Annotated in this window: 9 protein-coding genes and 1 pseudogene; 4 read left to right on the forward strand and 6 right to left on the reverse strand. The window is 60.6% G+C overall.

The window, feature by feature from the left end:
• Nucleotides 1-7: 7 nt before the first annotated feature.
• The 3 genes from AC3WOG_RS14645 to AC3WOG_RS14655 all read right to left on the reverse strand — a co-directional run bounded on the left by AC3WOG_RS14645 (nt 8) and on the right by AC3WOG_RS14655 (nt 2,035).
• Nucleotides 8-388, reverse strand: coding sequence for a DUF5594 family protein (locus AC3WOG_RS14645; RefSeq protein WP_492578670.1), 381 nt, complete (start codon nt 386-388; stop codon nt 8-10).
• Between the two features lie 102 nt (nt 389-490).
• Nucleotides 491-679, reverse strand: a complete 189-nt coding sequence (locus AC3WOG_RS14650; protein WP_492578671.1) for a hypothetical protein — start codon at nt 677-679, stop codon at nt 491-493.
• 456 nt (nt 680-1,135) lie between these two features.
• The gene (locus AC3WOG_RS14655) at nt 1,136-2,035 is read right to left on the reverse strand and encodes a LysR family transcriptional regulator (RefSeq protein WP_492578672.1); all 900 of its coding nucleotides are present in this window, start codon (nt 2,033-2,035) and stop codon (nt 1,136-1,138) included.
• A gap of 140 nt (nt 2,036-2,175) precedes the next feature.
• On the opposite strand from AC3WOG_RS14655, the gene AC3WOG_RS14660 reads away from it, so the two are divergent.
• The 3 genes from AC3WOG_RS14660 to AC3WOG_RS14670 all read left to right on the forward strand — a co-directional run bounded on the left by AC3WOG_RS14660 (nt 2,176) and on the right by AC3WOG_RS14670 (nt 6,745).
• On the forward strand, nt 2,176-4,296 hold the full coding sequence (locus tag AC3WOG_RS14660) for a 3-hydroxyacyl-CoA dehydrogenase NAD-binding domain-containing protein (protein ID WP_492578673.1): 2,121 nt from the start codon (nt 2,176-2,178) through the stop codon (nt 4,294-4,296).
• Between the two features lie 94 nt (nt 4,297-4,390).
• A complete protein-coding gene (locus AC3WOG_RS14665; RefSeq protein ID WP_492578674.1) occupies nt 4,391-5,599 on the forward strand; it encodes an acyl-CoA dehydrogenase family protein in 1,209 nt (402 codons plus the stop codon).
• Nucleotides 5,600-5,611: 12 nt separating this feature from the next.
• The gene (locus tag AC3WOG_RS14670) at nt 5,612-6,745 is read left to right on the forward strand and encodes an acyl-CoA dehydrogenase family protein (protein ID WP_492578675.1); all 1,134 of its coding nucleotides are present in this window, start codon (nt 5,612-5,614) and stop codon (nt 6,743-6,745) included.
• Between the two features lie 179 nt (nt 6,746-6,924).
• Here the strand turns inward: AC3WOG_RS14670 and AC3WOG_RS14675 are convergent, their stop codons facing one another.
• From AC3WOG_RS14675 to AC3WOG_RS14685, 3 genes are read right to left on the reverse strand one after another with little or no spacing between them, the layout of a single operon-like run.
• Nucleotides 6,925-7,617 (reverse strand): hypothetical protein, encoded by a 693-nt coding sequence (locus tag AC3WOG_RS14675; protein WP_492578676.1) that lies wholly within the window; start codon nt 7,615-7,617, stop codon nt 6,925-6,927.
• Nucleotides 7,618-7,636: 19 nt separating this feature from the next.
• Entirely contained in the window at nt 7,637-9,049 is a 1,413-nt protein-coding gene (locus AC3WOG_RS14680) for a hypothetical protein (RefSeq protein WP_492578677.1), read from the reverse strand.
• Nucleotides 9,046-11,838: a type VI secretion system Vgr family protein gene (locus AC3WOG_RS14685; RefSeq protein ID WP_492578678.1), complete on the reverse strand. Its 2,793-nt coding sequence runs from the start codon at nt 11,836-11,838 to the stop codon at nt 9,046-9,048. Before AC3WOG_RS14685 ends, AC3WOG_RS14680 begins: the two co-directional genes overlap by 4 nt.
• A gap of 462 nt (nt 11,839-12,300) precedes the next feature.
• Here AC3WOG_RS14685 and AC3WOG_RS14690 point away from each other — a divergent pair.
• Nucleotides 12,301-13,503: pseudogene (locus AC3WOG_RS14690) on the forward strand (MFS transporter).
• The last annotated feature ends 33 nt before the right edge of the window (nt 13,504-13,536 follow it).

Below are 13,536 nucleotides of genomic sequence, written 5' to 3' on the forward strand. Positions count from 1 at the left end.
GCGGCGCTTACGACTCGAAGTCGAGTCCGCCGATCAGCGCCACGGCCTCAGCCTGCGTATGCGAGAGAAAATCCAGTTCGCGTGCATGGCGCCATGCTTCGAGCTTGCGCGGCAGCGCCGCCAGATAGCCGGCGAAGCGCGCCTGCCCTCCCGCCCCCATCAGCCGTTCGATCTCGTCGCTATCCCACGTCAAATACAGGTTCAGCGGATGAGGATAGTGGCGCAGGCCTTCGAGCGGTGCGGCGTGAATGCGCACGCGCGTCGGGTGTCCGTGCCCGCGATAAGGCAGCACCTCGGTGTGCACGGTCGTGGCGAAACAGGCCGCGATAGCCTCGGCAATGCGAGGCGCGAACTGTTGATCGAACTGGGCGGCACTCTCTGGACTCATCGATGTCTCCGACGTTCTGCGCAATGTGCGGAGCATCGTAGCATGCGGAACCAGCCGCGCTCACGCCGTGCGAGGCGTGCGGCGGTTCGAGGCGGCGCTCCTTCACCCTGCGCGCTTGTTCCGTTGGGTCCGACTGGCGCGCCACCGAATGAGCAACCCGACGAGAGCCGCGAATGCGGCGGTGGCTGCATAGCCGGCGAGCCGAATGGCGTCTTCGCTGGATAGGCGGGAGATCAGCGCAACGACGACGGCTAGTGCGAGCATCGCTAGAAATCCGATCATCAATTTCATCGCCCCTCCACCCCGAATGTTCTGAAGTATTACCCCGAACTGGCCCGCCGGGAGCCCCCACTGGTCGCCCAAGCATACCTGTGCGCGACGTACACGGTGCAGTCGGGGAAACCAGACCGTCGCAGAACACCCAACGGTTTTGGAAGTACCCTTCGGCGCGCGCAGCGCCGCCGGAAGAATGACGGCCTTGTCACCCAGGCGGAGTGTGCGGGAACACCGATTCCAGATGTTCCACTACCTCCTCCAAGCCAGGGGACCCGCTTAAGAACTAGCGGTGTGAAGCCGCTTTCTTTGCTTACTTTCTTTGCGGCGGCAAAGAAAGTAAGTGCCTGCCCCGCACAGGGGCGAAGCTAATAGACCACTAACAAATCAAGGAAAGGCCAACACCGCAGGCGCACAGACATAAAGCGCCGCGCAGGCAAACAAAAAAGCTCCTCCCCACTGCGGCTCAAGCGATCACCCCCTCCCGCTGCCGCGCGCCTGCTCCAGCACGAACTCGATGAAGGTCGACGCAGCGCGCGTGTGATGACGATTGGGCATATACAGCATGTACATATTCGTGCCGAAGATGCTTAAGCGCCATTCATCGAGTGCGGTCACCACATCACCGCGCCGCAGATCATCCTGCACCACATAGTCGGGCACAAGCCCCACACCGAGACCAGCAAGCACTGCCTGCCGTAAAAACAAAAAATTCTCGGAAATAATCGTAGGCTCCAGCAGCACCTCATGCCGCTCATCGCGCAGATAGGCCGCCACGCGCAACTGCTTGCCGACGACTGCCGCGGTAATCAGCGGCGCGGTCCGCAGATCGTCAAGCTTCTCCGGCATGCCATGGCTCTCAGCAAAAGCCGGCGAAGCACAAGCGACATAACTCACAGGCCCCATATCGCGCGCGACAAGATTCTGCGGTGGCTCCGACATCACCCGCACCGCGATATCGACTTCATCACGCATCAAATCCTCGACGCGGTTCTCGAACATCACATCCAGCACGATGCCCGGATAAAGACGCTTGAACGCGATCAGCCAATCCGACATCACCAGTTGCCCATAACCGCTAGGTACACTCAACCGCACCCTCCCCCGCAAGCTTTGCCCGAGCGTAGTGACCGATTCATGCGCAGCCAGCAGCGCGTTCTGAATCGTGCGGCCGTGCTCATACAACTGCAGACCGATTTCAGTCGGCTCGACCCGGCGCGTGGTGCGCCTCACCAGTTGCAGCCCGATCGAGCGTTCGAGCTGGCTCAGGTGGTAACTCACGTTCGCGCGGCTCATCTTCAGACGGCGCGCGGCTTCGCTGAGATTGCCCGCGTCGAGGATGTCCACCAGCAAGGTCAGCGAATTGACGTCCATGACGATGCCTTTGTCAAAATAATTTTGACAGTCTGTCAACCGTCCATGTAATTGTCAATAAAGCTTGTCCAACCGACAATCAGGACAATCGGAGAATTCGCCAGACCGGCATGCCGGGATAACAGTCAGGAGACAAGACCATGACCCTCAACCCTTCGGCCGATGTTGTGACGCGCGAATTGCGCGGCAAGGTGCTGCTGATAACGATCGACCACGCGCCGGTCAATGCCCTCTCCGCCGATGTGCGGCGCGGCCTGCTCGCCGCGATTGAAGCCGCGGACGCCGACAAGGCCATCGAGGCGGTGCTGATCGTCGGTGCCGGCCGCCACTTCATTGCCGGTGCGGATATTCGCGAGTTCGGCAAACCGCCGGTTCCGCCCTCGCTGCCGGACGTGTGCAACAGGATCGAAGCATGCAGCAAGCCGGTCGTGGCGGCGATTCACGGCGCCGCGCTTGGCGGTGGCCTGGAAGTGGCGCTGGCAGCCCACTATCGGCTGGCGGTCGAAGGCGCGAAGCTCGGCTTGCCGGAAGTGCAACTCGGTCTGCTGCCCGGCGCGGGCGGCACGCAACGCACGCCGCGTCTGGTGGGCGCGCAGGCCGCGCTCAATCTGATCTTGAGCGGCCGCCACATCGGTGCGAAGGAAGCGCATGCGCTGGGTCTGGTCGACCGCCTCGGCAGCAGTGGAGACATCCTCGCCGAGGGGCTCGCCTATGTGCACGAACTGCTGGCCGCGCACGCGCCGGTACGACGCACGCGAGACGCCAACGCGCTGACGGACCGCGCCGCCAGCCTTGCCGCAGTCGCCACGGCCCGCGCGGAAACGGCGAAGAAGTCGCGCGGCCTGTTCTCACCGATGAAAATCGTCGACGCCGTCGAAGCCGCTATCGAACAGCCTTTCGAGGACGGCCTGCGCCTTGAACGCAAACTCTTTCTGCAGTGCATCGACAGCCCGCAACGCGCGGGGCTGATCCACGCGTTCTTTGCCGAACGTGAAGTACTCAAGGCGCCGGAAACGCGCAACGCGAAACCGCGCGCGCTCGGCAAGATCGGCGTGGTGGGCGGCGGCACGATGGGCGCGGGCATCGCGGTCGCGGTGCTCGACGCCGGCTTGCCGGTAACGATGATCGAACGCGACGACGCGTCGCTCGCGCGTGGCCGCGCGCACATCGAAAAAGTCTACGACGGTCTGATTTCCAAAGGTCGTATGAATGCCGCGGCGAAAACGGACGTGATGACGCGCTGGAGCGGCAGCACTTCGTACGATGCGCTCGCCGACGCCGATCTGGTGATCGAAGCCGTCTTCGAAGACATGTCGGTCAAACAGGCGGTGTTCGCCGAACTCGACCGCGTTTGCAAAGCGGGCGCGGTGCTTGCAACCAACACGTCGTACCTCGACATCGACGCGCTCGCCGCCAGCATCTCGCGTCCCGCGGACGTGATCGGTCTGCACTTCTTCTCCCCCGCCAACATCATGAAGCTGCTGGAAGTGGTGGTGCCGGGGCAAGTCGACGCGGACGTGGTCGCCACCGCGTTCGAACTCGCGAAAAAGCTGCGCAAGACGCCGGTGCGCGCGGGCGTATGCGACGGGTTCATCGGCAACCGCGTGCTCGCCGTGTATCGTGCCGCCGCCGATGCGATGATGGAAGACGGTGCGTCGCCCTATCAGATCGACCAGGCCGTGCGCGCCTTCGGCTTTCCGATGGGACCGTTTCAGGTGGTCGACCTGGCGGGCGGCGACATCGGTTGGGCCACGCGCAAGCGCCGCGCCGCCACCCGTAATCCGCAAGCGCGCTACGTGCAGATCGCCGACCGTCTGTGCGAACGCGGCTGGTTCGGTCAGAAGACCGGCCGCGGTTTCTATCTGTATGCCGAAGGTTCACGCAGCGGCATGCCCGATCCTGAAGTCGAAGCGATCATCGACGCCGAACGCAAACGGGCCGGCATCACGCCGCGCAGCTTCACCGACGAAGAAATCATGCGCCGCTATATGGCCGCGACGATCAACGAAGGCGCCAACGTCGTGCATGAAGGCATCGCGCTACGGCCGCTCGATGTGGATGTCACCTTCCTGTACGGCTACGGCTTTCCGCGTTATCGCGGCGGTCCGATGAAATATGCGGACATGGTGGGGCTGCCGGCGATCCTCGCCGACATCCGCGAGTTCGCCAAAGAAGACCCGCTGTTCTGGCAACCGTCGCCGTTGCTCGTGGAACTGGTCGAACGCGGCGCCGATTTCGCGAGCCTCAATCAGACGGTTTGAGACGGCTCGTTAAGACGGTACGTCATTGACAGCACATCGACAGGCAGCGACGCGCTCGCCGTCTGTCCGTTCAATATCTACGGAAGAACCCGCTATGGATCTGAACTTCACCCCTGAAGAAGAAGCCTTCCGCGCCGAAGTGCTCGGCTTCCTGCGTGACAAACTCCCGCAGCGGCTCGCCGACAAGGTGCACGGCGGCCGCCGCCTGACGCGCGCCGACATGGCCGAGTGGCACGCGATCCTCAACGCGCAAGGCTGGCTCGCCAATCATTGGCCGAAAGAGTACGGCGGCCCGGGCTGGAACGCGGTGCAGAAATTCATCTTCGAGAACGAATGCGCGCTGGCGGGTGCGCCGCGCGTCGTGCCGTTCGGCGTCAACATGCTCGGGCCGGTACTGATCAAATACGGCAACGAAGCGCAAAAGCGCCACTGGCTGCCGCGCATTCTCGACGGCTCCGACTGGTGGTGCCAGGGTTACTCGGAACCCGGCGCCGGTTCCGATCTCGCCTCGGTCAAGACCAGTGCCGTGCGCGGCGCCGATGCGCAAGGCGAGCACTACATCGTCAACGGCCAGAAAACGTGGACCACGCTCGGCCACTACGCGAACATGATCTTCTGCCTGGTGCGCAGCGCCACCGACGTGCGCAAGCAGGAAGGCATCAGCTTCCTGCTGATCGACATGAATACGCCTGGCGTCGAAGTGCGGCCGATCATCACGCTCGATGGCGAGCACGAGGTCAACGAAGTGTTCTTCACCGACGTGCGCGTGCCGGTTGAAAACCTCGTCGGCGAAGAGAACAAGGGCTGGACCTACGCGAAGTACCTGCTCACGTACGAGCGCACCAATATCGCAGGCGTCGGCTTCTCGGTCGCCGCGCTCAATCGACTGCGCAAGATCGCCGCGAAGCAATTGCGCAATGGCCGGCCGCTTGCGGAAGACCCGCAGTTCGCGGCTCGCATGGCGCGCGTCGAGATCGATCTGGAGAACATGAAGACCACCAACCTGCGCGTGATCGCGGCGGTGGCCGGCGGCGGCGTGCCGGGCGCGGAGAGTTCGATGCTGAAGATTCGCGGCACCGAGATTCGCCAGGAGATCTCGTCGCTTACGCGGCGCGCGATGGGGCCGTACGCGCAGCCCTTCATCGAGGAAGCATTGCACGACGGTTTCGAGGGCACGCCGGTCGGCCCCGACGAAGCTGCCAGTGCCGCTTCGCTCTACTTCAACAATCGCAAGCTGTCGATCTTCGGCGGCTCCAACGAAATCCAGAAGAACATCATTTCCAAAATGATTCTGGGACTGTAAGGGGCGCACCTCATGAATTTCCAGCACACCGAAGACCGCCGCATGCTGGCGGATACGCTTAATCGCTTCGTCAGCGAGCAATACGGCTTCGAGACGCGCGACAAGATCGCGCGCTCGCCGGAAGGATTCAGTACCGACCTGTGGAATCGCTTCGCAGAGCTTGGCATTATCGGCGCGTTGTTCGATGAAGCGCATGGTGGCTTTGGCGGCGGCGGTTTCGATATCGCCGTGGTGTTCGAGAGCCTGGGCCGCGGCCTCGTGGTCGAGCCGTTTCTCGACACGCTGATCGTCGGCGAGGCCATCGTACGCAGCGGCAACGATACGCAGAAAGCTGCGCTTGCCGGGTTGATCGACGGCTCACGGATCGTCGCACTCGCGCATGGCGAGCCTGATAGTCACTATGAACTGTCACGCGTGACGACGCGTGCGGTGCGCAGCGGCAAAGCATGGCGGCTGAACGGCGCGAAAGCAGTGGTTCAGCACGGCGAACGTGCCGGGTCGTATTTGGTCTCGGCGCGCACGCGCGGCGCGGAAGACGCCGAAGACGGCATCACGCTGTTTCTCGTGCCTCGCGATGCGGCGGGCGTGAGCGTGCGCGGCTACGGCAAGATCGACGGAGGACGCGCGGCTGAAGTCACATTCGACAATGTCGTGCTCGGTGATGACGCGTTGCTCGGCGTGGCCGGCGAAGGCTTTGCGACGCTCGAATACGGCGTTGGCTGCGGCGTGCTGGCGTTGTGTTCAGAAGCCGTCGGCGCGATGGATGTTACTAAGGAGTACACGCTCGAGTATCTGCGTACCCGTAAGCAGTTCGGTGCGCCGATCGGCAGCTTCCAGGCGTTGCAGCATCGGATGGCTGATCTGCTGCTCGAAATCGAACAGGCGCGGTCAGCGGTGATCAATGCCGCTGCTGGGCTTGCGACGGATGAGCGCAAGGTGCGGGAGCGGGCTCTTTCGGCGGCTAAATATAGTATTGGGAGGATTGGCGCGCTGGTTGCCGAGGAGTGTATTCAGTTGCATGGCGGTATCGGTATGACATGGGAGTTGCCGCTTTCCCACTATGCCAAGCGGTTGGTGATGATCGATCATCAGCTTGGGGATGAGGATCATCATCTTGAACGATATATTTCGCTTGGGCGCGGGTGAAGTGCGCCGTTTCTAGTTCTGTGTGCCTACGGCGTTGGTGTTTCTTTTCTTATTGGTTTATTAGCGTTCCCCTGTGCGGGGGAACGCTAATAAACCAATATCACAGCAAGGAAAGGCAACGCCGTAGGCAAACAGACAACTAGCGCCGCGAAGGCAAACAGAAACAACACCCGAGGGCCTCAGCCTTCAAGCGCTATCGCGGTCCAGCTATCCAGAAGCGGCCAGAACCCTTCCGTGTCCATTTCAGGAGCTTCATCAGCCCACCAAATTAGCGTTGCTGGATCAGGCCCATTGAATTCAAGGCAGATATATCCGCCACCGCCATTGGTAAAAATAGAGACAGTCTTATCGAGCGCGACGGGCACCTCTTCGAGATCTTCCAGAATCCCCCATTCGTTCTGATCCAAAAACGAAAAATGCTCGACAGGAGCCGGCCCACCTGATGCTGACGACAGGTGATACCAGCCATTGTGAAGCGTATCGTAAAACTGCGAAAATTTTTGCGGCAATCTTGACCAGATTGCCGCCACACGATCATTTTTGACCTTGGTGTCAGGGTTTCCACCTTCGTAGAAAATCACTTCGCCGTTATAGTGAATTTCATACATCAGCGAGAAAACATCTCCGTTCTGAACAAGGTCCACGCCAGCAAGGTTCTGGCTCAATATCAGAAATACACCATCGAATTCGCCATCCTTGAACGGCTTCCAAAGATCCAGAATTTTCGATACGCGTATGGAACCCGACTCCTTGAGCGCGGCAATCCAACCGGAAGGCAACGTCGCCAGTTGCGCAGCAGTCATATCCGATAACTCAACGAGTTTCGCATTGGGGCGAAAACGCTTCAGGTACGTCAATTTTTCAGTAGCCATTGCCTGTTGACCCTCTCACTTAATTGTTGAGCTTGACGAACTCATCTATCTGCTGCTGAAGCTTGCCTTCCAGACTTTGCTCCACGCCCATCATCTGCTGCCTGAAGCCTGGATCGACCGAAGTATTCGACGCCTGGTGTTCAAGCCAGTCCTCGAAACTCTTTGCCCCTTTTGATGCGTTCGCAGCCGGGCTTAGCCCAATGAAGTTATCCGGGTTGTTCAATACGGAAAGTTGTTGCGCGTCGGTCAGCTTGTCGAAGCCGTCCATTCTGGTGATCTTGTCCATCGACACTATGTGATCTGCCTGCAGTGGCCCCGTAACCATCTTACCCGGCAGAGCGGGGTCCGGATACGGGGCAGTCTTGCCCTCGTTGACCATATCCCGGATCTTCGCCGATGGCGTTTTGCTTCGCAGCTTTTTATAACGCTCCTGACTAATGCGACGCTCGCCAATTCTCGCCTTGAGTCCAGGTTCATGAACGTTTGGTCCCTTTTCCGGGTCTGCCGGAGGCTTGGGCAACTCACCACTTCCGCCACCGTTTGCTGCTGCGCCATCCGCACCCCTGCTTTCCATCGGACGCGGTTTCTCGCCAATCCCCGACGTAATCCTTGGTTGATCAGCTGCAGCAGTCACAGCGGGCTTGTCGGCCCTCACCCCGGCCGATGCCGTGTGAGTGGCGTATTGGAGGTCCTGTTTGAGCGCATTGTCCAACAGCCTCTGCAGTTCGCCCAATGCCTTAGGCACGCCGGCCGCCGCATTGTGCTGGACAGCATAGAACCAGCGCTCCATTTCTTCCAGGCGAGAAATCAACCGTTTGGCGCTGTCGAACCACGTAAAGCGCTCCGCAGCCGCCCGCAGTTCTTTCAGGATGTCGATCAGTCCATCCAGAAACGTTCCGACGTACTTGACCAACTCACTTTCATACACCGCAAACCGCACCTCGCTCAGGATCTTGACGACATTTCCCTTGGTAAATTTGCCGAGAAACTCGACCACCGCGTGCAGCATGACCTCAGCGTCACGAATGAGCAGCAGACAGAGCGCTCGCAGGAATGCGCCCAACTCGTCTCCGACCAGGCCGCCGACAATCGCTCCGACCCCCGCCGCCGCCGCTCCGACCGCCGCTGCTAGCACCGGCATAATCAGCGGAATTGCGCAGGCGATTATCAACACCCATTCCGTCCATTCGGGATGCGCGACCACTTCCTTCGAGTCCATGCTGCCACTGTAGCGCTTGCCCAGTCTCAGGCTGACCGCAGCGAGATCCCGCGCACTGGTGACAATGACCACACCTGGAATGAAACTGATCAGCATATCGGCTATGACGACGCTCATCGGACGGTCTTCGGAAAACTCGCCGACGATTAATTGCTTAAGCCAAACCATGCCACCGACGACGCTGTCCCAAATCTTGTCGAGTAGATCTGTCACGCTTCGCCCCCCTCTTTGTTCAGTTGAGCGGCCTTACCACGCGCGAAGATCTTCTTCAGATCGTCGTCCACCTCCATCCTGATTGCCCCGCGAGGCGGGTTCGGGTCCGGGTCATATTTAATCGTGGCCGACGTGCCTAATGGAACGCCACCGATACGGGCAAACCCCTCGCCGTCCAGGTAGCCTTGCTTTGCACTGCCGTCCGACAGATTGGCGACATACTTCGCACCGCCAATCGGCGTGCCGTCCGGGTAGACGTGCCGGAATTCCAGATCGGATGGCCTGAGCGGTAGTTGCGGCATTGTCGGCAAACCGGCACCGATCGATTGCGGTCCGGCGAAGGCGTGCTGGGCCCCTTTGATATCGATGCGGCCCGGCGCATGGATCTCTATGCTGCCTTCCGCGATCCTGATGTAAGCGCCGCCGCTCGTCAGCAGAATTCCCCGATCGGCAACAGCCGTGATCTTCTCGGTGGCCGACAGAACCTTGAGTGTCTTCTGGGCTGTAATCTCGAGGTTGTCCGACTGCGCTTGCACTTCGACCTTGCCCTTGGCTGCGAAGAGCTTCATGCCGGCGTTCTGTACGAACAAGCTGATCTTTTCGCTCACACTCGCAAGCAACGACTTGCCTGTCGCCGTATGCACGCTTTGCCCGCTCACCAGGTTCACCTGTTCGGCGCTGGCCACATGCACGGATCGCTGCGTCGATAAGGCAATGCCGGCTGGACTGCCGAGCAGCACGACCGGCTCCTTGAACGCATTGACATTGCCTGTACCACCGCCCGCCGTGTTGCCGCCACTGGCCGTTGCGCCCGCGACGCTATCCTGCGTAGCGTCCGCGAAAGATCTGAGGGCGTCACGCGCGTCTTTCAGGCTTTCCGCCTGATGTGTCTCGCTCGCCTGCGACAGCGCCTCGACCACACTTTCCGAATTCACCAGTTGCGTGTGCGCTTCGCTGACGTCCAGTTGCTGACTCGTGGCCGACCTGGCGAAAGTGGAAACGTATAAGCCCTGAGCCGCCCTCAAAGCCCCGTACGCGTCCGACTTCAGATCGAAGCCAACGCCCAGATACGCACCGCGCGAGTTGCCGTTCTGAGCGATCAGATACCCCAGATGCAGTTGCGCATCGGTACTGGTGCTGTATAGCTGCACGCGGTTCTGCCCGGTCGCGTCGTCCATCACCATCTGGTTGTAGCCGGCGCCCTGATATTCCTTCGATTTATAGCCGGACAGAATCCCGTTCGAATGCCATTCGGGTGCCTTCGCTCCGTTGTACACACGCCCGGTTACCAACGGACGATCACAATCACCATCGACCCAGTCGACCAGCACCTCCTCGCCGACTCTCGGGACGTGCACGCCACCATAGCCATCGCCCGTGTCAGACATTGCGACACGGACCCAGCATGATGCCCTCTCATCACCGTCGTTAAGCCGGTCCCAGTGAAAACGCACTTTGATCCGATTGAGCGTGTCGGTGTGGACCTCTTCGTTTTGCGGACCGGCGACTATCGCGGATTGAAGTTGCACTGTCGGCTTGCCATGTTCGAACGGGCTGCGGTATGGAACCGCTTTTCGCTGTGCCTCGATCTCGACCAGAAAAAATCCCGCGCTGCCGTCGTGGTGCGGTACCGCGAGTGCGTCGACGGCGCCTTCATGCGCGGCCTTTATCGACGCGAGCCGGTCTTGCAGGCCATGCGGAAAAGACTGCACCTGCGAGTTAGCCGGCAGGTTGTTCTCAATGAACCAGGTCGCCTCGACGAGTGCGAACTGCCGGTCCCGCGTACTGTCCCGATCATGCTCGGGATGATCGTCCAATTCGAACCAGCGACCTGCATCGGCGCTCCTCACCGCACCGGCGCCGTGAAAACGCTTCGCGCGCGACTCCCATTCCTCCATGCGAATTTCCGAGAGCCTGTCGCCGCGCTGCTGCTTGCCGTACGTATAAGACCCGGTGTACTCGTACACCTCGGCCTGCAGCGGCAGTTCGCCCTGACCGGTACGCGTAGGCACATTCGTGCCCTTTGGATTAACCGGCGAACCGGGCGCCTTGTAATCGAAGGTGCGAGTGGTGAGGCTGGTGCTTTGCAGCGTGCGCGTGCCACTCCATTGCACCAGAGCGCTGGTTTCGCTACCAGTGCCGGCGCGATAGAACTGGACCGTCTGCGGGGTAAGGGCTGTCAGGGACGACAGGTTATCGGTAATGACCAGCGTATGCGACTTGCCATCCCGCGCTTGCTCGAACCAGCCGAACAGGCCTTCGCTTTCCATCAGCCGATGACAGAAGTTCCAGTCATCTTCGTATTGCACACAAAACGAGCGCGGAGGCAGCGGCTTTTGCAGCTCAAAGCGAAACGCGCCTTGCGCCTGCGGATGCTGATTGAAAACGTCGGCAATGATGTCGTCGACCGGTTTATCCTGCCAGATGCGGGCGTCCTTGCGAAAATGCAGAAAATGCATCCACGACGCAAAGCCAATCTGGTAAGCAGTCAGGCCGCTATCGGAACCGAGACGCCGGGCAGTGTGCACATAACCGTGATGCGGCAGATAAGATTTATCGGCTTGCTGCATCCATAAAGTAACTGGCTGCGCGACCAGCTTCTTAAGTTCAAGGTCGCCACTTGTTGAAAGCGCGTCAATTACGAATTCGTAATGACGACCCAACCGTGAATGGCCGATTACCCGTTGCGGCAGCAGAACATTCGTGCCCAGCGGAGTGTCCAGCTTGAGCAGACGGTCGCTTTGCATCACCCCGCCAGTAGTCAGCCCGATTATGTCCTGTGCATTCATATCGCCCCTTGACTCATGCACCGTCTGATTAACGCGGCGATTCTACAAAATATCAGATGAAATCTCTATCTGTATGACAGATTAGCGTCATTCAGACTCGTAGTAACGTCATGTAGGAAGCCGTATTCATACGGCTCGTCCTTCGATATATAAGAATTGCCGATTTAACAATTTATATCTGGAAGTGAGCGGTCGATCTCGGCAAGTGGCGGGCATCGTCGCGGGCGCGTGCGGCAATCCGGCCATTTTCACATGAGCAAACAAGCTCACTCGCGCGGACAAGCCGAACATCGGCTCCGCGATGAGCTCTCACGCCGCGACGATCGTAAAGGCTCCGTAGTAGTCAGACGCCCACCACGCATCATTATTGATTTTAAATCAAAAATGGCATGCCAAAACGGGGGATTTTATGCAAATATAATGCCCCCACACTCCGTTCCAGACTCAAACCGGAGTGTTCCCATGCCCATCGCCCTTTTTGCGCTGACCCTCAGCGCCTTCGCCATCGGTACGACGGAGTTCGTGATCGTCGGCCTCATTCCCACCGTCGCGGCCAATCTCGGCATCGACCTTCCTTCGGCCGGCCTGCTGGTCAGTCCGTACGCGCTGGGCGTCGCGGTCGGCGCGCCAGTGCTCACCGCGTTCACCGGACGGCTGCCGCGCAAGACCCTGCTGCTCGCCCTGATGGCGCCGTTCACGCTCGGCAATCTGCTGGCGTGGAAAGCGCCCAGCTATGAATCGCTGATCGTCGCGCGCGTGCTCACGGGCCTTGCGCACGGCGTGTTCTTCTCGATCGGCTCGACCATCGCCACCAGCCTCGTGGCCAAGGAAAAGGCGGCCAGCGCGATCGCGATCATGTTCACCGGCCTGACCGTCGCGCTCGTCACCGGCGTGCCGCTCGGCACCTTCATCGGTCAACATTTCGGTTGGCGCGAGACCTTCCTCGCCGTGTCGGCACTGGGCGTGATCGCGTTCGTCGGCAGCCTGATATTCGTGCCGGGCAACATCCGCCACACCCCGCCCGCTTCGCTCGCGGAGCAGGCGAAGGTGCTTGCGCAGCCGCGGCTGCTGATGGTGTGCGCGAAGGCCGCGATCGGCTACGGCGGCTCGTTCATCCCGTTCATCTTCCTCGCACCGATCCTGCAACAGGTCCCAGGTTTCAGCGCGGGTGCAGTGGGCTGGGTGATGCTGGTCTACGGCGTGTCGGTGGCGGTAGGCAATCTGTGGGGCGGCCGGCTCGCCGACCGCAAGGGGCCAATTCCGGCATTGCAGATCATCTTGGCACTACTCGCCGTCGTGCTGTTCGCGCTAACGTTCACCGCGCACGTCAAGTAGCTGGCGCTGCTGACGGTGCTGCTGTGGGGCGCGGTCGCATTCGGCAACGTGCCGGGCTTGCAGGTTGATGTCGTCAAGCAGGCCGAGCGCTTCACGCCGCAAGCTGTCGACGTGGCGTCGGGCCTGAACATCGCGGCGTTCAACCTCGGCATTGCCGCAGCTGCGTGGGTAGGCGGTCTGATCGTGACGCACCTGGGCATGATGCACACCGCGTGGATCGGCGCGCTGGTGGTGCTGGCGTCGCTCGCTATCACGACCTGGAGCGACGTGCTGGACAAACGCAGCGGCATCGCGACGCGCTTCGATGGTCCGGCGCCGGCCGGACACTGAGCACCACATACTGAGAAAAGCGGGGCTGGGCTC

This window comes from Paraburkholderia sp. FW306-02-B (genome assembly GCF_058782725.1).